Origin of the sequence: Granulicella aggregans (assembly GCF_014203275.1) — a bacterium.
Taxonomy (GTDB): Bacteria; Acidobacteriota; Terriglobia; order Terriglobales; family Acidobacteriaceae; genus Edaphobacter.
In genome coordinates this window covers 547,402-567,290 of the sequence record NZ_JACHIP010000002.1, presented here as the reverse complement: position 1 = coordinate 567,290, position 19,889 = coordinate 547,402, and the positions used below count along the sequence as shown (strand labels likewise).

General features: G+C 61.7%; 9 protein-coding genes. All 9 read left to right on the top strand.

All coding sequences use genetic code 11. The annotated features are described in order from the left end of the window. Positions 1–74 precede the first annotated feature (74 nt). Positions 75–2,624 (top strand): ABC transporter permease, encoded by a 2,550-nt coding sequence (locus HDF16_RS07725; RefSeq protein ID WP_184215179.1) that lies wholly within the window; start codon positions 75–77, stop codon positions 2,622–2,624. 174 nt (positions 2,625–2,798) lie between these two features. Then, the gene (locus HDF16_RS07720; protein ID WP_246408853.1) at positions 2,799–5,228 is read left to right on the top strand and encodes an ABC transporter permease; all 2,430 of its coding nucleotides are present in this window, start codon (positions 2,799–2,801) and stop codon (positions 5,226–5,228) included. 10 nt (positions 5,229–5,238) lie between these two features. Continuing rightward, positions 5,239–7,722 carry an ABC transporter permease gene (locus HDF16_RS07715; protein ID WP_184215176.1) on the top strand — a complete coding sequence of 828 codons (2,484 nt, stop codon included), beginning with the start codon at positions 5,239–5,241 and terminating at the stop codon, positions 7,720–7,722. Between the two features lie 87 nt (positions 7,723–7,809). Continuing rightward, a complete protein-coding gene (locus HDF16_RS07710) occupies positions 7,810–10,341 on the top strand; it encodes an ABC transporter permease (protein WP_184215173.1) in 2,532 nt (843 codons plus the stop codon). Between the two features lie 71 nt (positions 10,342–10,412). Continuing rightward, entirely contained in the window at positions 10,413–12,899 is a 2,487-nt protein-coding gene (locus HDF16_RS07705) for an ABC transporter permease (protein ID WP_184215170.1), read from the top strand. Between the two features lie 88 nt (positions 12,900–12,987). Next, positions 12,988–15,429: an ABC transporter permease gene (locus tag HDF16_RS07700; RefSeq protein ID WP_184215167.1), complete on the top strand. Its 2,442-nt coding sequence runs from the start codon at positions 12,988–12,990 to the stop codon at positions 15,427–15,429. Between the two features lie 133 nt (positions 15,430–15,562). Continuing rightward, complete coding sequence (locus HDF16_RS07695) at positions 15,563–16,252, top strand: ABC transporter ATP-binding protein (protein ID WP_184215164.1); 690 nt, start codon at positions 15,563–15,565, stop codon at positions 16,250–16,252. Positions 16,253–16,266: 14 nt separating this feature from the next. Then, positions 16,267–18,264, top strand: coding sequence for a TolC family protein (locus HDF16_RS07690; protein ID WP_246408851.1), 1,998 nt, complete (start codon positions 16,267–16,269; stop codon positions 18,262–18,264). 174 nt (positions 18,265–18,438) lie between these two features. Then, positions 18,439–19,821: a sigma-54-dependent transcriptional regulator gene (locus HDF16_RS07685; RefSeq protein WP_184215160.1), complete on the top strand. Its 1,383-nt coding sequence runs from the start codon at positions 18,439–18,441 to the stop codon at positions 19,819–19,821. Positions 19,822–19,889: the final 68 nt, after the last annotated feature.

The window sequence follows — 19,889 nt, the reverse complement described above, 5'->3', positions numbered from 1 at the left end:
GCAGGTCCTCCGACTTCGTCGAAGGATGACAGGTTTGAGTTGGGTTTGAGTTTTGGCGGCGAGAGGAGAGCGATATGAATTCGATCTTGCAGGATGTCAGCTACGCGCTGAGGCAGTTGCGGAAGGCGCCGGGGTTCGCGATCACGGCGGTGTTGACGCTGGCGCTGGGCATAGGAGCGAATACGGCGATCTTCACGCTGGTGCATGCGGTGCTGCTGCGGAACCTGCCGGTGGCTGACCCAGCGACGCTGGTGCGCGTGGGCGACCGCGACGATTGCTGCGTGAATGGCGGGCTGCCGCGCGATGACGCCTATTCCATCTTCTCGTGGGAGCTGTATAAGCATCTGCAGGCGAGTACGCCAGAGTTCGAGCAGTTGGCTGCAATGCAGTCGTATCCGTGGCAGATGACGGTGCTGAGCAACAAGCCTGGATCACTGGCGAAGGGGGTTCCAGCGAGCTTTGTGTCGGGCAACTACTTTCAGACGTTCGGACTGCAACCGTTTGCGGGGCGGTTGCTGACTCCGGCGGATGATATGCCGGGAGCGACGCCGGTGGCGGTGATCAGCTACCAGGCCTGGCAGCGCGACTTCGGAGGGGACAATTCGATCATCGGGAGCACGTTTTTGTTCAAGACGTATCCAGCGACGATTGTGGGGGTTGCTCCCGCGGGCTTCTATGGCGAGCGGATGATCGATTCGCCGGCGAACTTCTACCTGCCGTTCGCGCTGGAGCCGATCATGTCGCAGTCTCCACTACTGCATGCGAAGCCGGCGAACTGGGTCTACGTGCTGGGGCGAGTGAAGCCGGGGACGGCGTTGGGGCCACTGCAGGACAAGGTCTCGGCGAACCTGCGGAACTGGCTGGGCGAGAACCTCGATCTCTACAAGAGAGCGGATGTGAAGAAGCACCTGGATGCGTCGCACGTGAAGTTGACGCCGGGCGGGGCGGGAATCGAAAACATGCAGCAGGAGTACAAGAGCGGACTGTATCTTCTGCTCACCATCTCCGGGCTGGTGCTGCTGATTGCTTGCGCGAACCTTGCGAACCTGGTGCTGGTGCGGGCCACCGGACGGTCTGCCGAGACGTCACTGCGAATGGCGCTGGGAGCGCAGCGGGCGCGAATACTTCGGCAGATGTTGACGGAGAGCCTGGTGCTATCGGCGATTGGCGGACTCGCGGGGCTGGGCGTGGCGTATGCGGGGACGAAGATGCTGCTGTCGCTGGCATTTCCGGCGTCTCCGAATTTGCCGATCCATGCGACACCGTCTCTGCCAGTGTTTGGATTTGCGTTCGCGTTGACGATGCTTACAGGGCTGGTCTTCGGGCTGGCACCGGCGTGGCTTACGGCGAAGGCGCAGCCGGCCGAAGCACTGCGGGGATCGGGTAAGGGAAACAGCGGCGCACGCGGCAATGCCTCTCTGCTGCAGCGGGGACTGGTGGTGCTGCAGGCTTCTCTGTCGCTGATCCTGCTGATTGCGGCGGGGTTGCTCTCAAAGAGCTTGAACAAGCTGGAGCACCAGGACTTCGGATTCAAGACCGAGGACCGGGTGGTGATCCATATGGACCCGGAGAACGCCGGGTACAAGCCGGAGCAGTTGTCGGGCCTGTATGACGAGATCGAGCAGAAGTTCCATGCGATACCGGGAGTGGAGCAGGTGGCTCTGGCGGGTTACTCGCCGCTCGAGGGCGATAGCTGGGGCGAGGGCGTGTTTCTGAACGGGAAGCCTGAGCCGGGGCCGGACCAGGACATCGGATCTCGCTGGCTGCGGGTGGGCCCGGAGATGCTGGACCTGGTGGGGGAGAACGTGGTGCTGGGTCGTGGTTTGTCGGCGCAGGACACGGCGGCTGCTCCGGGCGTGGCGGTGGTGAACCAGACGTTTGTGAAGAAGTTCTTTCACAACGGAGAAAACCCTATCGGCGCACGGTTTGGGACGAACGGCATGACGAGCACGAACGACTTCATGATTGTGGGTGTGGTGAAGGACGCGAAGTGGGCTCAGCCCCGCGAAGACGATCAGCCGCGTTACTTCCGGCCGCTGCTGCAACTGGCGGCGAGCGACCCCAAGGGCGAGGGCCGGTCGCTGCATACGAACACGATCATGCTGCATACGCATGGCGATGTTGCGGGGTTGGAAGCGCAGTCGCGAAGGATCCTGGCGAGCATCAATCCAAATCTGCCGGTGATGTACTACTCAACGTTTGCGGACCAGATCTCGCTGCAGTTCACGCAGGAGAGGCTGATCTCGCGGCTGACGCTGCTGTTCAGCGGGCTGGCGCTGCTGCTGGCGGCGATTGGGCTGTATGGCGTGACTGCGTATATGGTGGCTCGGCGGACTTCGGAGATTGGGATACGCATGGCTCTGGGAGCGAACCGGGGCAGCGTGGTCGCGATGGTGCTGCGGCAGGCGTTGGTGCAGGCGTTGGTGGGACTGGTGATCGGGTTGCCGGTGGCGCTGGCTTGCGTGCGGTTTATGAAGTCGCAGCTTTATCAGGTGGAAGGGGCCGATGCGGCGGTGCTGGGGTTTGCCGTCGTGGCACTGGTGGTGTCGGCCTGTGTGGCGGGAATTATTCCGGCGAGCAGGGCTGCGGGGATTGATCCGATGGTTGCTTTGAGGAACGAGTGAGGGTGTACTTCCCACTCATGCGATGAAGCCGCATGAACGGGGCACTAGGGGTTTTGTGGCGGGCAGTTGAAGAGCGCGACGGGAGTGCGCTACTGAGAAGCAGGTCCTCCGACTTCGTCGAAGGATGACAAGGGTTTTGGGCGTTGCTTGCGGGTGCCGTATGAGGAGAGCACGATGATGACGATACTTCGGAACCTGATGCAGGACGTTCGCTATGCGGTGCGACAGTTGCAGCGGGCGCCGGTGTTCGCGGCGACGGCAATTCTTACGCTGGGGCTGGCGATTGGGGTGTCGACGTCGGTGTTCAGCGTGCTGGATGCGACGATTGTGCGGCCGCTGCCGTATCACGACCCGGATGGGATCGTTTCGCTGCGGACGACTTCGGACGGCTATGGGCAGCCGGCTTCGTGGATGCAGTATCTCGATTGGCGGCGCAATAATGCGACGCTAAGCGCGCTGGCAGGGTGGGAAGTCGCTTCCGCAAATCTGGAGACAGCTGGCGGCGCGGACCCGGTGCATGCGGTGTATACGACGGACAACTTCTTCGACGTGTTCCAGGTGAAGCCGCTATTGGGGAGGACATTTGAGACCGGCGAAGAACAGGCTGGGCGCAATGATGTTGTGGTCCTGAGTTACGAGATATGGAAGCAGAGATTTGAAGGCAGGCAGGACGCGATCGGAAAGACGATTCGCGTCGATGGCAAGGTGAATACGATCGTCGGGGTGATGCCCGCGGGGTTCCGCTATCCGCTGCAGACAGTGAATGCGATCTACCGGCCGTTTCACTTGCCGACGACGCGGACTTCGGGACGCGGTGAGCATTTTCTGCCGACGGTTGGAAGATTGAAACGGGGAGTGAGTCTCGAGCAGGCGCAGGCAGATATGACGCGCGTGTTCAAGGACCTTGGCCGACAGTACCCGGATGAGTCTGCGAATACCGTGCAGGTGCGTTCTCTGGCGGAGGCGACGCTGGGCAAGACGGCGGCCCCGCTGCGGGTGTTGACGCTGGCGGTGCTGGGCGTGCTGCTGATTGGATGTGTGAACCTTGCGGGGCTGCTGCTGGCGCGCGGCGTGCGGCGGCAACGCGAGTTTGGCCTGAGGGCTGCGGTGGGTGCGGGGCGTGCGCGGCTGGCGCGGCAGTTGTTGACGGAGTCGGCCATTCTATCGCTGATCGGCGCGGGTGCCGGAGTGCTGGTGGCGGCGGCACTGCTGCAGGCGATGCGGCAGTTGCTGATCGTGTCGCTAGCGCGGGGCGCGGATGTTCAACTGAACCTGCCGGTGCTGGCGGCGACGATTGCGATTGCGCTGGTGACGGGGATTGCTGCGGGCGTGCTTCCGGCGCTGCGGTCATCGCGGGTTGCGCCGAGTCTTGCGCTGCGCTCGGGCGGAAGCGCAGGGACGAGCCGCGGACAGAATCGGCTGCGCAGCGGCATGATCACGTTGCAGGTCGCGGTGGCGCTGGGGCTGCTGGTGTGCTCGGGGTTGCTGCTGCGGAATCTGCAGGCTCTGCGGAGTGCGGAGCTGGGGTTCGATCCGGCGAAGCTCATGTCGGAGGAGCTTTTCGTCACGACCGCGAACTATCAGGGGCGGAACCTGCTGACGAGCTTTTACCAGCCCTTACTCGACAAGGTTCGCCAGATTCCAGGCGTCACGTCGGCAGGCCTGATCAACATACTTCCTATCCTTGAATCGGGTAACAACAGCGACATCACGATCGTGGGACATCCACCACCACCGCCGCACCAGGAGTTGCTGGCGGAGAACCGGATCGTGATGCCGGGCGCGCTGGCGGCGATTGGAGCGCACCTGGTGAAAGGGCGCTGGCTGGACACTTCGACCGATCGTCAGGGCGGAGCCCTGGCGGCAAACGTGAACGAGGCGTTTTTGCGGAAGTTCTTTGCTCCGGGAGAGGAGGCGGTGGGACGTCAGATCCAATGGGGGCCGATGAAGGTCAACATCGTAGGCGTGGCCAGCGACCTGCGCCAGAACCTGAGCGAGCCTCCGCTGGCGGAGATGGATATCCTGGCCGCTCAGGTGCCGCCCGAGTATGTGGAGCAGACGCTGGCGGACATGCAGCTGGTGATCCGGACATCGCTCGCTCCGGAGGCAATTGCCGGGCCGCTGCGCGACGCGCTGCGCTCGGTCGATGCTACGGTGCCGTTCCGCGAACCGCAGACGATGCACGAGGTGATCGCGGAGACACTGACGTTCGAGCGCCTGGAGAGCTGGCTGTTCGGCATCTTTGCGGCGCTGGCGCTGGTGCTTTCGCTGGTGGGCATCTATGGCATGGTGCATCACGAGGTGGAGGTGCGGACGCGGGAGATCGGCGTGCGGATGGCGCTGGGGTCTTCGCGAGGGCGAGTGGTGCGCAATATTCTTACGCGGGTTGCCGTGCTGATGTCTGCCGGTGTGGCTGTGGGCTGGGTGTTGACGCTGGCGCTGCGTGGCGTGATCGCTTCGGTGGTGGAGTTGAATGCGGCGCATGATGCGTTCCTGCTGGGAGCGCTGACATTGGGGCTGGTAGCGATTGGGATGCTTGCGTCTGTGGTGCCCGCGAGGAATGCGGCGAGCATCGATCCGATGGAAGCTCTGCGGAACGAATAGGAGGATGGCGATGCTGAACCAAGCTATGCACGACATGCGCTACGCTCTGCGGCAACTGCGGCGTAGCCCGGGGTTTACGGCCACCGCAGTGCTGACGCTCGGGCTAGGCATTGGAGTCACTACGGCGATGTACTCGATTGTGCGTGGCACGCTGCTGGCCCCGCTGCCCTATCCTCATGCGGAGGAACTTGTAGGGGTGGGTTGGCGGCATGCGGGAGAGCCGCCGAGCGCAGAGCAGACGGGTGAGACCGGCGACCTGCTGCTGGCGAATGCGAAGAGCTTTGCGAGTATCGGGCTGGCTGACGATGGGCCGCTGGGGCAGAACTTCTCAGATGGCAGGGGAAGCGCGACGACGATTCGGTCGATCCATGTGACCTCGGGTTACCTGCCGACGCTTGGCTTCGCTCCCTTGTTGGGCAGAACATTTACGCGTGAAGAGGACACCCCCGGAGCCGCGCCTACGGTGGTGTTGAGCGAGAAGCTGTGGCGCACGATGCTGAACGCGGACCACGGAATCGTTGGGCGGGTCATTCATATCAACGGCGATCCTTACACGGTGATTGGCGTGATGCCATCGGCGCTTGCCACAGTGGATACGCCTGATGCATGGCAGCCGATGCAACTCTCGGCGAAGACGGCCGGGTATGAAGGTGACAACTTTCAGATGATCGCGCGGTTGAGGCCAGAGGTCTCCATGGCCCAGGCTTCGGGCGAGCTTGCAGGTCTGACGAAGGCGATCTATCAGCAGTATCCGGGCTATGCGAAGCGTGGCGGGGCGGGCGCGGCTCCGCTTAGCGAGAGGGTATGGCCGCTGCGCGACGTTGTGGTGAGCGATGCGCGGCCGAGTTTGATCGCCTTATCGTTGGCGGTGCTGGCCGTGCTGTTGATGGCCTGCCTGAATCTTGCGGGTCTGATCACGGCGCGAGCGTCGAGCCGGAGGGCAGAGATTGCCCTGCGAACCGCGCTGGGTGCGGGACGGATTGCTGTGATGCGGCTGCTGCTTCTGGAGAGTCTTCTCCTCGCGCTTTGTGGATCGGTGCTGGGGATAGGGTTGGCGTACATGGTCGTGCCGATGCTGCTGGCTTCGTCGCCCATCGATCTGCCGCAGATGAACCGCGTAGTGATGGATCTGCCGGTGTCGGCGTTCGCGATCTTCGTTGGCATCGCTACGACGCTGATCTTCGGGTTGGTACCCGCGCTCGGAGTGTTCCGGCAATCTACTGAGACGCAGCTTGGAGCGTCCCGCACTGCCGGTGCGGGCGTATCGCAGCAGCGGATGGGCAGGGTTTTGATTGTGGCGCAGGTCGCGCTGGCGACGGTGTTGTTGTCGGTGGGGGCTCTGCTGACGAACGCGTTCCTGCGTATGCGGGCGATTCCGCCGGGTGTTGTGCCGGAACATCTGTACACGTTGCAGGTGAATCTGAAGGGAGCGCGCTATACGTCGAGCGCCCGGTCGCAGCAGTTTGTGCAGTCGGTGGAAGAGAAGCTGCGAGGGATTCCGGGTGTGGCAAAGGTGGCGACGGTGAATGGCCTGCCGCTGGACAGCGGTCTCAACGACGTGGGTTATCCGGCAGGGCACAAGGAGCTTGAGGGCACGGTTGAAGCGCGCTTCGTGACGCCGGGGTACTTTCAGGCAGTGGGGACGACCCTGCTGCAAGGGCGCGATCTTTCGAGCTCCGATACAGAGACCAGCCCAAGGGTGGTCCTGATCAATCAGCGTGCCGCGTCGCTTTGGTGGCCTGGACGATCGGCTATCGGCGAGTACGTCTTCGATCTCGATACGAACACACCGTCGCGGGTGGTTGGAGTGGTTGCAGACACGCATGTCCGCAGCATCGCCGACAAGGTGAACCCTGCGTCCTACCACGCTTACGCGCAGGTTCCCGACGATGTGATGAAGCCGATCAACGGGTGGTTCGCCACAACCTTCGTCATGCGGACGTTCGAGAGCGCGGGCAATCTGCCGATCGCCGAAGCGGCGGAGGCGTCGATTGCCGAGGTCGATGCGGAGGTGCCTACCGCGAAGTTCGCGGCCATGCAGAGCTACATCGACAAGGGCGTTGCCGCGCCACGATTTTTCACATGGCTGGCGGGAGGGTTTGCCGGATTCTCGCTGCTGCTGACGGTGGTTGGTCTCTTCGGTCTGCTGAGCTATCAAGTCGGCTCACGAACGCGCGAGCTTGGCGTGCGTATAGCGCTTGGGGCACAACGAGGGCAGGTACTTGGACTGGTGTTAGGGAGCGGGCTTGCGTTGACGGCGATTGGATTGGCTGCCGGAGCGATGGGAGGATTTGCGGTGCGGGGAGTGGTCGCTTCGCTGCTGTCGAGCACGATTTATGTCAATGCTTCGGAAGCAGCTTCGCTGCTGGGCAACGAGGGGTTGGCGATTGCGATTGCCGCCTTTGCGATGCTCGTGTCGGCGATGGCCGCGAGCCTGATTCCGGCGCGGCGTGCTGCGAGTATCGAACCAATGGAAGCGCTAAGGAACGAGTGAGATTTTACGTCCCACCCATGGCCAAATGCGAGCCATAGATGGGCACCCAGATAAGCAGGGGAGAAGGGCCGAGGGAGAAGCATGATCATGCAGAATCTGCGACAGGATTTGACGTATGCGCTGCGGCAGTTGCGGCGGAGCCCGGGGTTTGCGGCGGTGGCAGTGATGACACTGGCGCTGGGCATTGGGGCGAACACGGCGATCTTCTCGCTGCTGGATCAGGCTCTGCTGCGGGCTTTGCCGGTGGAGCATCCGGAGCAACTGGTGGTGCTTGAAGGGACAGGGAAGGCGTGGGAGGGGCACTCGAGCAGCCACGGCGGCGATACTGAGGCTTACTTCTCTTACCCGATGTATCGCGACCTCGCGGCCCAGGTGAGCCCGAAGGTGATGGCTGGATTGATTGGGACCTCGCCCTCGGACTTCGATGTCACGTTCAAGAATGCGTCGCAGATCGCGAGCGGCGAGGTTGTTTCGGGGAACTACTTCACACTGCTGGGCGCGCGTGCTTTCAAGGGAAGGCTGCTGGTCGCCTCTGACGATACTGCCCCGGGAGCGAACCCGGTTGCGGTGGTCTCTTACAACTTCTGGCAGGCGCACCTGGGCGGGGACTCATCGCTGGTGGGACAGACGATTACTCTGAACGGCCATCCGTTCCAGGTCGTCGGGATTGCCGCGCCGGAGTTTCACTCCGCGGTGTGGGGAGAGCTGCCGGCGCTGTTTGTGCCTATGTCAATGCTCGACCAGGCAATTCCCGGGAGGGGCGCTCGGCTTACGAACCACAAGGATCGGTGGATGAATATCCTGGGGCGGATGGCTCCGGGGGTGACGACGGAGGCTGCGCAGAACTCGCTTGCGCCTCTGTGGCACGCGCTTCGTGCTGAAGAGTTGAAGGCGCTGGGGAAGCGGTCGCAGCGGTTTACGGATGGATTTTTGACCAACAGCAGGTTGTTGGTGCTGCCGGGTGCGCAGGGATTTTCGTATCAGCGTGGAGGGCTGCGGACTCCTCTGCTGGTGGTGATGGCGATGGCGCTGCTGGTGCTGGTGATCGCGTCGGTGAACGTGGGCAGCCTGCTGCTGGTGCGGGCTGCGGGGCGGGTGCGCGAGTTCTCGCTTCGGTCGGCGCTGGGAGCGAACCAGGGACGGATTCTTGGGCAGTTGCTGCTGGAGGGACTGTTGATTGGGACCTTTGGTGGCGGGGTGGGGCTGCTGCTGGCACCGATTGCGCTGCGGGCGCTGGTGCGTCAACTTGCGGGCGGCGATGACGTGTCGATGTTCTCGTCGTCGCTGGATGCTCGCGTGTTGGCCTTCAACTTCGCCGCTGCGGTGGGGGTGAGCCTGATCTTTTCGATGGCCCCGGCGCTACAGTTGCGGAAGCCGAATTTGACCATCGCGTTGCGCGGGTCGAATGCGAGTGCTTCGGGCGGGATGCTGAGTCTGCGGCGAGTTATTGTTTGCCTGCAGATTGGATTGAGCGTGCTGTTGTTGATTGCTTCAGGACTGTTTGTCCGGACGATGCAGAAGCTGCGCGCGGTAGATCCTGGCTTCGACGCGACGCGCCTGGTGGGGTTCACCATTGCGCCCCAGCTTGCGGGGTATACGCCAGACCGCGTGGCCGCGCTGGCGAAGCACGTTGAGGAGACGGTGGGTGCGTTGCCTGGAGTGCGGAGCGTGGCGGTGGATGACTCGTCGATCCTGCAGGGGAGTTCATCAGGCGGCAACATTACGCTGGAGGGATATACGCCGGCGCCTGAAGAAGAGGTGGATGCGGAGAAGAGCATGATCAACCCCGGCTTCTTTGCGGCGATGCGGATTCCACTACTGGCGGGGCGGAGCTTCAGCGAGGCCGACAGTGCGACGACGCCGCTGGTGGCCATTGTGAACGAGGCGTTGGCGAAGCGGTACTATGGCTCGGCCCGGAACGCGGTGGGGAAGCGGCTTGCGGATGGGGGCTCGAACAAGCCGGTCTACGACACGGAGATTGTGGGTGTGGTCCCGGACTTCAAGCAGACGGACCTTCGCAGCGCTGTTGATCCGAGTCTGTTTCTGCCGCTGGAGCAGATCCCCGCCATGCGTGCGCCGGCGCGGCTCTACTTTCACGTGCGGACGGCGCTGCCGACAGCGGAGACGATCTCTGCGCTACGTCGCGCGATGCAGCAGCTTGACCCAGCGCTGGCGCTCGACAATTTGAGGACGATGGACGAGCAGATCGATCAGAGCCTGGCGAACGATCGGTTGACGGAACTGCTGGCGATCAGCTTCGGGCTGCTGGCGACGCTGCTGGCGGGGATCGGGCTGTACGGCGTGCTGGCATATGTGACGGCGCAGCGGACGCGGGAGATTGGCGTGAGGATCGCGCTGGGGTCGAGCCGGGCGGCGATCTCGGGCATGGTGCTGTCGGATGTGTTGAAGCTGGCGGGGATCAGCATTGCGATCGCGATACCGGCGGCGCTCGGGCTGGCACGACTTTTGAAGAGCCAGTTGTTTGGAGTCTCGGCGGCCGACCCGGTGACGTTTGCAGTTGTAACTATTCTGGTTGCATTTGTTGCGATCGTGTCGGCGCTGCTGCCGGCGCGGCGTGCGGCGAATGTGGATCCGATTGAAGCACTTCGGACGGAGTAGTGCCGAGGCCCACTCATCGCGTGAGACAACGGCGCGATGAATGGGGCACAGGGATGGAGGGAGGGCCACTGATGATGCGAGCTTTGCTGCAGGACCTGAGATACGCGCTTCGGCAGATGCGGCACGCGCCGGGATTCTCGGTCAGCGTGATCGTCGTGCTGGCGCTGGGGATTGGTGCGAATGCGGCGATGTTCACGGTGCTCGAAGGGACTTTGTTTCGGCCGCTGGCATATAGGGATTCGGGGAAGCTAGTGCAGCTTAATGCGATCACCGCCCGTGGGGAGCCAACGATCCCGACCCTGGCAGACGTCACGGTGTGGCGCGAGCGTACGAGAACCCTGGAAGACTCCGCGTATTGGAACAGTGGAGAAGCATACGTTCTGGCGCAGAATGCAGAGCAGAAGATCGTTCATGTTCAAGCCAGTGACAATCTCTTGCAGACTCTGGGAGCGAAGCCTGCGCTGGGCAGAATGTTCTCCAAGGAAGAGATGGTGGCGGGGCGAAGTAACGTCGCGCTGCTGAGCGATAGCGTATGGGCGAACCAGTTTCATCGGGACGCAAAGATACTGGGCCAGGTAATTCGGATTGATGATGACGATTTTTATGTCATAGGAGTGATGCCGCAGGGATTTGCGTTTCCCGCCGACGGATCGCGGGCGCAGATCTGGACGCCGGGAACGATCGGGAAGAACGCTTTTAGCAGGAACTTCGACGCGAACGGCTACTTCGTGATTGCCCGGATGAAGCGTGGCGTAGATACCGGTGAGGTAAGTACGGAACTGAGCTCGATCCAGAACGTGCTGATTCCTCTTTATGAGCCTCCTTACTCGACGCTGATGGCTACGAATCGGCTGCAGGCGGTGAGCTATCGAGATAGCTTGAACAGCGGCGACCGGAAGACGGCGCTGCTGGCGCTCCTGGGAGCGGTAGCAGCGCTGTGGCTGATAGCGTGCGCGAACGTCGCGTGCCTGATGATGGCGCGAACGACGTCCCGCCGCAGAGAGCTGGCGGTGCGAGCGGCGCTGGGTGCTGGCCGGGCGCGGTTGGCACAGCAGACCATGGTGGAGAGCTTGCTGCTGAGCCTATGCGGAGGAGTAGCAGGGTTGGGGATTGCGCAAGCAACCTTGAGGTTTTTCCGGCATGGGTTGCTCACGAGTGTTGACGAGACCCTGAACCTGAGCCCGGATGGGAGGGTGCTGTGGGCCCTGCTGGTGTTGAGTCTGATCACGGGAGTTCTGTTTGCGATAGTGCCGGCTCGACTGGCGGCCAAGACGAACATTGAAGCAACGCTTCGCGGAGACGGAGTGCAGTCGGGTACAGGGCGGGGACAGCCTAGACTGCAGAGGATGCTGGTTGTTGGCCAGCTGGCGTTGACGCTGATGTTGGTGGTGGGGTGCGGGATGCTGCTGCGGACGGTATTCGCTTTGCGTCATGTGCCGCTGGGCTTCAGAACCGAGCATGTCTTTGTCATCGATCCAAAGCTGCCGCGATACAAGTACGGCCAGGACAAAGTTGACCCGAATATGACCGTGTACCGCCCGCTGCTTGCCCGGTTGAAGGAGTTGCCTGGGGTTGGGTCTGCAGCGATCACAACGATCGCGCCGCTTGAGAACAAGTTCAACATGGTGCTAACGCTTGGGATAAGCAAAGGTAAGCCAGACCTGAAGGCGAAGCTGCTAAAGGCCACTATGCGAGCGACTGGTCCGGAACTGCAGCAGGTGTTGGGATTCAGAATGGCGCGCGGGCGTTACTTCGATGCGCGGGACACCCCTGGCTCGCAGTTGGTTGCGGTGGTGAACAGGGCGTTTGCAAAGCAGTATGAGATTGGTAATGGAGATGTCAGCAACTTCAAGTTGGACTTCTCGAGTCCGGGCAGAGAGACGCCTAGAACCTTCAAGATCGTGGGAGTCGTTGATGACGTACATCAGATAGGCATCGCGCAATCGGCGATGCCTGAGATCGATGTGAATGCGGCGCAGATGAATCCAACGGATGCCTTCTATCAGCCGACGCTGCAGGGATATGCGGAGATTGCGCTGCGGTCTGACCGCGACGCGGAGAGCCTGGTGCCGGAGATCAATCGCGTAATACGTGAGATGAATCCCGATCTTGCGGACGCGGAGATTCGGACTATGGATCAGATTGTTGAGGATGCGATGGGATCGCAGATACTGGCGGCACATCTACTGGAGGCACTGGGTGGACTGGCGCTGGTTGTCGCGCTGGCGGGCCTATACAGCCTGCTTGCCTACCTGGTGACGTTGCGGACGCGGGAGCTTGGATTGCGGCTGGCGCTGGGGGCGCAGCGGGAAGACATCTTGTCGCTGGTGCTTCGCGGGGCGGGGAGGCTGTTGATCGCGGGTACGGTGGTTGGTGTTGGGATCAGCCTTGTGGCCGCGAGACTGTTGCATAGCTTTCTGTTTGGGGTGAAGGAGTATGACCTCGTGTCATTGATTGGAGCGCCGGTGTTGCTGCTGGCGGTTGGGACGTTTGCGGCGTGGCTGCCGGCGAGAAGAGCGTCGAGACTGGAGCCGATGGAGGCCTTGAGGACGGAGTGAAGGTTTACATCCCACCCATCGCAAAAGCGCGATGGATGGGGCACCCGGAGTTTATTGGTTGAGAGATTTGGCACTTTTGGAGTTACAAATGTTTACAGTGATGCAGGATGTTCGATTCGCCTTCCGGCAGCTTCGCAAGAGCCTCGGGTTTACGTTGATGGCCACTTTGACGCTGGCACTTGGGATAGGGGCGGCTACGGCTGTGTTCTCGCTGGTGGATGCAGTGCTGCTGCGACCGCTGAACTTCCCTCGGCCGGAGCGGATCGTGGCGTTGGACTCGCTGCGGCAGACCAGTGGTGAAGGCGCGGTGATGCCGAACGATGTATCGTATCCAAACTTCTTCGACTGGCGCGATAAGGCGAAGAGCTTTAGGTCGATGGCATCCTGGCAGGGGCAGAGCTTCACGCTCAGCTCCAGCAATGGGCAGGCACAGCGTATCGATGGGATGGCGGTGTCGGCGGAGTTCTTTCGCGTGTTGGGCGTGGGGCCGGCGCTGGGGCGCGAGTTCGCGCGGGATGAGGAACGGGCGGGGAACCGGTCGGTGATCGTGAGCCACGGGCTCTGGCAGAGCGCGCTGAATGGCGATGCGGGAGCGATCGGAAAGACGATCCAGTTGAGCGATGAGACATATACGGTCGTTGGGGTGATGCCGTCGTCGTTTGAGTTCCCGAACGCTCCGGATGCGAAGGTGTGGGTTACGCCATCGCAGGCGATGGAGGGGAAGAATGCTTCCGGGACGCAGCGCGGATGGAACCAGTTGAGCGCCATTGGGCGGCTGGCGGATGGCGTGTCGATCGCGCAGGCGCGTGCGGAGATGCAGACGATCCAGCTGGCGCTTGCCGCGCAGTATCCGGACGATAACAAGCTGGAGACTGCGGTGAGCGTGAAGCCGCAGCTCGAGGAGTTGGTGGGGGATGTGCATCGGCCGCTGGGGATTTTGTTTGGCGCAGTGTGCTTCCTGCTATTGATTGCGTGCGCGAATGTCGCTGGGCTTCTGTTGACGCGGACAGCGGCGCGGAAGTCGGAGCTGGCACTGAGGTCGGCGCTGGGAGCGACGCGACTGGAGATTGTGCGGCAGCTGCTGGTGGAGTCGTTGGCTGTAAGCTTCCTCGGCGGCGCAGCCGGGCTGGCGCTGGCTTCGGCAGCGCTGCGGGTTGCGTCGCAATTTTTACCGAATGATCTGCCGAGGCTGAACGAGCTTGCGTTGAATGCAAGGGTGTTTGGCTTCTCGCTGGCGGCTTCGCTGGTGACGGGAATTCTATTTGGGGTGTTGCCGGCGTGGAGGTCGTCGCGGCTTGATCCGGCGCTGGCGCTGAATGACAGCACGAGATCGAGCACTGCGAGCCGGGGGCAGAACCGGCTGCACAGCCTGCTGGTGATTGGCGAGACGGCACTAGGGTTGATGCTGCTGATTGGGGCGGGATTGTTGATTCGCAGCTTTGACCGGCTGATGTCTGTTGATCCCGGATTCAACAAGGATCACTTGATTGCGTTTCGCGTGGGGATGCCGCCGAAGAGATTTCAGGACGATCGTCTGCTTCAGTTGACGCAGCGTTTGCAGGAGCGGTTCGCGAAGGTGCCCGGAGTGGCGAGTTCAACGTATGGCTTTCCGCTGCCCCTGGCGGGAGGCGACATGAGCATCAGTTTCACGATCGATGGAAGACCGAACGCGCAGGGCGAGGACCCGACAGCGCGTGCGAGCGTGGTGGCGGCGAACTTCTTTCAGTCGCTACAGATGCCGTTGAGACGGGGACGGCTATTCTCGGAGCTCGATGCGCGGAAGGGAAGCGCACCGACGATGATTGTGAACCAGGCGTTTGCGAACAGGTTTTTCCCTGGAGAGGATGCGCTGGGTAAGCGGATTGCCTCAGGGTTGTCGTCGGACGATAAATCGCAGTCGCGGGAGGTTGTTGGCGTGGTGGGGAACGTGGTGCGGACGAGTCTTGCAGAGGAGCCGAAGCCGGAGTACTTCATCCCGTTTGAGCAGGTGCCGCTGGGGCCGCCGGTGTTTGCGCTGCGAGTGACGGGCGATCCAGTAAAGTATGTCGACACGGTAAGAGCGGTGGTGGCGGAGATTGATCCGTCGCTGCCGGTGTTCGGCGTGAGGACGAACCTGCTTACGAGGAGTACAGCGCAGCAGAAGTTCCAGACGCTGCTGATCTCGGGGTTTGCGGTGATTGCGCTGGCGCTGTCTGCGATTGGGTTGTATGCGGTGCTGAGCTACATGGTGGAGCAGAGGACGATGGAGCTTGGGCTGCGGATTGCGCTGGGAGCGCAGCGCGGGAATGTGCTGACGCTGATCTTGAATCGCGGGATGGCGCTGGCGGTTGCCGGGCTGGTGGTCGGGCTTGGGGCTTCGTTTGCGCTGACTCGGTATATGGCTACGCTTCTGTTTGCGACGAAGGCGGTGGATGCGGGGACGTTTGCTGGGATGACGGCGTTGTTGTTTGGGGTGTCGGTGATTGCTTGTCTGGTGCCGGCGTATCGGGCTTCGAGGTTGGATCCGATGGAGACGCTACGGTCGCAGTAAAGATTTGAAGACCGTACCTCAGCGGCTAAAGCCGCGTGGCTACGGAGATATTAAGGGCACGGCCGAAGCCGTGCCCTTAAGCAAGAAAACATGGGTTTGCAGGGCGATTTGGCTTTGGAGAAAAGGGAAAGAGATGATTGAACTAAGCAGTTTGGAACGGAGCTACAAGACGGGTAGCACGGAGAACTTCATCCTGCGGCGGATCAACCTGACGATCAAGCAAGGTGAGTTCGTTACGGTGATGGGGCCTAGCGGCGCAGGTAAGTCTTCGCTGCTGAATATCCTGGCGATGTTGGATGACTCGTGGAAGGGGGAGTTCTTTTTCAAGGACCTCGCCGTCCATGCGATGAATCGCAAGCAGAGGGCAGACCTGGCGCGGAAGCAGATTGGGATGGTGTTTCAGAGCTATCACCTGCTGGATGATCTGACGGTGGCGGAGAACATCGACTTGCCGCTCTCTTACAAGGACATCTCGCGTTCGGACCGGCAGTCGTTGGTGGCGGATACCTTGGACAAGTTTCAGATCGTGGGCAAGAAGGATTTGTTCCCTTCGCAGCTATCGGGCGGGCAGCAGCAGCTTGTTGGGATCGCGCGGGCGGTGATTCATAAGCCTGCGTTGCTGCTGGCGGATGAGCCTACGGGAAATCTGCACTCGGCGCAGGCGGCGGAGATTATGGAATTGTTTCGCGGACTCAACAACGAGGGCACGACGATTGTGCAGGTGACTCACTCGGACTTGAATGCGACTTATGGGACAAGGACGATCGAGCTGCGGGATGGCTGGTTGACGATGGACACGGGCAACAAGGAAGTGAAGGGCTAGAGATGGTTGAGACGATGAGAGAGTTTGAAATGGGCGGGCAGTTGGGGCCGGATACAGCGAGTGTTGTGGACGCTTCGAGCGGAATGCGGGGATTCTTCGCTGCGCTCAGAATGACGACGGTTCTGGGTGTCGCGGGGGCACTTGTTGCCGTGCCGGTGAAGAGCTATGCGCAGGTCAATGCTCCGGTCACTACACAGGCGAATGCGCCGCATCGGACGCTGAGGCTGGATGTGCCGCATTCTTACAATCCGATCGATGCGTATCGGCCGGCGAGCGTGCCGCTGCCAGATCTAGCGAACTCCGCGCGCATCGATACGATGGTGCATGACGGCGTGCTGGAGCTCTCGCTGACGGATGCGATTGCGCTGGCGCTCGAGAACAATCTTGATCTTGCGATTGCGCGGTACAACATACCGATCGCGCAGGCTGACGTGCTCCGTACCAAGGCCGGCGGCGTGTTTCGCGGCGTCAATACCGGCGTGGTGCAGAATACGCCGGGCGGTGGTGTCGGAGGCTTTGGATCAGGCGGATCGGGCGCGGGCGCTGGCGGCACGTCGGGCGGCGCGGGCGGTGCGGGTGCGGGAGCTTCGGGACTGGTGCAGTCGACGCTGGGTACTGGTTCGGCGGTGTCTTCGTACGATCCAGCGATCACGGGAAACATCAACTACAGCGATGTGGCGCAGCCGCTTTCGAACACGACCGTGTATGGAGTGCAGGCGCTGAAGTCGATCACGTTTACCGGGAACTTCGGATACTACGAGGCGTTTCCAACCGGGACGTCGTTTCAGGCGCAGTTCTCCAACCAGCGGAATGTGAACAACAGTCCGTTTACCTATCTGAAGCCGGAGCTGGATTCGTCGTACACGTTGACGTTTCAGCAGCAGTTGCTGGCGGGGTTTGGCCTGGGGCCGAATCTGCGGTATCTGCGGATTGCGCGGAACAACCAGAAGATCTCCGACGAATCCTTCAAGCTGCAGGTGATCACGACGGTCACGCAGATCGCGGATATGTACTGGGATCTGGTGGCGGCCTATGAGGATGAACAGGTGAAGTCGCAGTCGCTGGACTTTGCTAACGAGACGCTGACGAAGGGGCGCAAGCAGCTTGAGTTGCAGGCGATTCCGGCGATGGATGTGATGAAGGATGAGGCCGAGGTGGCCAATCGCGAACAGGATGTGAGCATCGCGAAGAGCACGTTGAAGTTCCAGGAGTTGCTGATCAAGAATGCGCTGACGAAGAATCTCGACGACCCGATTCTTGAGGCGATGCCGGTGAAGCCGGTGAATATTTCGACGGATGATGGGACAACGGCACCGGGAGGCGCTGCCACGGAGGACATTGTGGGGCAGGCGCTGGCGCATCGCGTGGAGGTGGCGATCTCGGGTATCGACTTGCAGAATCGCGACATCAGCAAGAAGGCGGCGAACAATAACCTGCTGCCGTCACTGGCGCTGGTGGGGCAGTATGGCGGGGCTGGATTGGCGGGCATCGGGAACCCAAGCGCTGGTGTGGCCTCGAATGCTCCGGTGGGGTTTGGGGGAGCGCTGAGCAATGCGTTTAATAACTCTTCGCCGGACTACTATGTTGGGTTCCAGATGAACATTCCGATTCGCAACAGGATTGCTAAGTCGGACCAGTACCGTTCGGAGCTGGAGTCGCGGCAGGCGGATCTGCGTGAGCAGCAATTGAAGAAGCAGATACGCATTGAAGTGCGCAACGCGCAGTATGCGCTGGACCAGAGCGTGGCTCGAGTGGTGGCGGCGAACAAGGCTCGGGAGCTGGCGCAGAAAACGTTTGAGATTACGTCGAAGGAACAGCAGCTTGGTGCGGGGTCGGCGTTTCAGACGTTGACGAGCCGGAAGGATCTGGCGACGGCGGAGTCGGCGCTGCTGGCGGCGAGGACGGCTTATCAGAAGGCGAAGATCGAGCTGTCGCGGTCGGTGGGGACGACGCTTGAGGAGAATTCTATTTCGGTAGAATCGGCTAGGACCGGGAGTTCGCAAGGGCGCTAAAGGCCCGCTGCGCGCGGGGCGGTCACTTCGTGACATGTATTGGGCTTCGCTTGGCCCGACCGTTGGTCGGGATTTGAATTCTGTTGGCGAGCCACGCGAAGCGGTATACAAGTCACGAAGTGCCCGCTGCCCGCGCAGGGCGCCCGTCTGGCAGAACATCTTTAGAAAGGTCTTATGACCGGAGTTTCGATAAGTAAATGCCGCCTATTGGTGGCCGATGACCAGCCACAGATTCTTGACGCGCTGGGCTTGTTGCTGGAGCCTGAGGGCTTCGAGCTGCTGACCGCGCATAGTCCGGCGGCGGTGCTGGAGCTGTTGTCGCATGAGCAGGTTGATGGCGTGCTGATCGATCTGAACTATACGCGGGATACGACGTCGGGGCGCGAAGGACTCGACCTGATTGCGGCGATCCAGGAGCGTGACTCGCAGCTGCCGATCATCGTGATGACGGCGTGGGCGAACATCGACCTGGCGGTGGAGGCGATGCGGCGTGGCGCAAGGGATTTCATCCAGAAGCCCTGGGATAACGCGCGCGTGTTGACTGTGGTTCGGACGCAGCTTGAGCTGTATGCGGCGCAGAAGCGGTCACAGTGGCTCGAGGCGGAGAACCGTATCCTGCGCGCAGAGAGCAGGGCGGAAGGCGCGCCGGAGTTTATTGCGACAGCGGCGGCGATGCGGCCGGTGGTGGAGCTGCTGGCGCGGATTGGGCCTTCGGGCGCGAACGTGCTAGTGACGGGCGAGCATGGCACGGGCAAAGAAGTGGTGGCGCAAACGCTGCATCGGCTGTCGCCGCGAGCACACCGGCAGCTGGTAGCGGTGAACACCGGAGCATTGCCCGAGGGGACGTTTGAGAGCGAGATCTTCGGGCATGTGAAGGGCGCGTTTACGGATGCACGGACGGACCGCATTGGGCGGTTCGAGCTGGCGAACGGGTCGACGCTGTTTCTGGATGAGATCGCGAACATTCCGCTGCGTCAGCAGGCGAAGCTGCTGCGGGTGCTGGAGACGGGCGAGCTGGAGCGGGTGGGGTCTTCGACTACACGAAAGGTGGATGTACGGATGATCTCCGCTACGAATGCGGACCTGCGTGCGGAGTCTGAAGCGGGAACGTTTCGCAGCGACCTTTATTTTCGATTGAATACGGTTGAGATTCATGTGCCTCCGCTGCGCGAGCGGCGCGAGGACATACCGGCGCTTGCGGCGCATTTTCTTTCGCGTTATGCGGCGCGGTATCGTCGGGCGGTGGAGGGGTTCGAGCCGGCGGCGCTGCAGATGGTGATGAGCTATGGATGGCCGGGCAACGTGCGTGAGCTGGATCATACGATGGAGCGCGCGGTGCTGATGGCTCGGAGCAGCCGGATAGAGCTGGCGGACCTTGGGCTGCAGACGGTCAAGGTAGCGTCGCAGGGGCTGGATGAGATGTCGCTGGAGCAGGTGGAGGCGGTGCTGATTCGCAAGGCGCTTGCGCGGAGCCAGGGCAATGTGAGCCATGCGGCAGATGCTCTGGGGTTGAGTCGAGGGGCGTTGTATCGGCGGATTGAGAAGTATGGGATCTGAGCGACGCCGCGCCTGAGCTTGGTTGGGAGAAAGGTTCGAGCGGTTGTGGCTGTACGGACGGAACCGGA

Bases quoted from the DNA above. Each gene is read 5' to 3' on its own strand.
- HDF16_RS07725 (WP_184215179.1), top strand. From the start codon at position 75: ATGAATTCGATCTTGCAGGATGTCAGCTACGCGCTGAGGCAGTTGCGG.
- HDF16_RS07720 (WP_246408853.1), top strand. From the start codon at position 2,799: ATGATGACGATACTTCGGAACCTGATGCAGGACGTTCGCTATGCGGTG.
- HDF16_RS07715 (WP_184215176.1), top strand. From the start codon at position 5,239: ATGCTGAACCAAGCTATGCACGACATGCGCTACGCTCTGCGGCAACTG.
- HDF16_RS07710 (WP_184215173.1), top strand. From the start codon at position 7,810: ATGCAGAATCTGCGACAGGATTTGACGTATGCGCTGCGGCAGTTGCGG.
- HDF16_RS07705 (WP_184215170.1), top strand. From the start codon at position 10,413: ATGATGCGAGCTTTGCTGCAGGACCTGAGATACGCGCTTCGGCAGATG.
- HDF16_RS07700 (WP_184215167.1), top strand. From the start codon at position 12,988: ATGTTTACAGTGATGCAGGATGTTCGATTCGCCTTCCGGCAGCTTCGC.
- HDF16_RS07695 (WP_184215164.1), top strand. From the start codon at position 15,563: ATGATTGAACTAAGCAGTTTGGAACGGAGCTACAAGACGGGTAGCACG.
- HDF16_RS07690 (WP_246408851.1), top strand. From the start codon at position 16,267: ATGAGAGAGTTTGAAATGGGCGGGCAGTTGGGGCCGGATACAGCGAGT.
- HDF16_RS07685 (WP_184215160.1), top strand. From the start codon at position 18,439: ATGACCGGAGTTTCGATAAGTAAATGCCGCCTATTGGTGGCCGATGAC.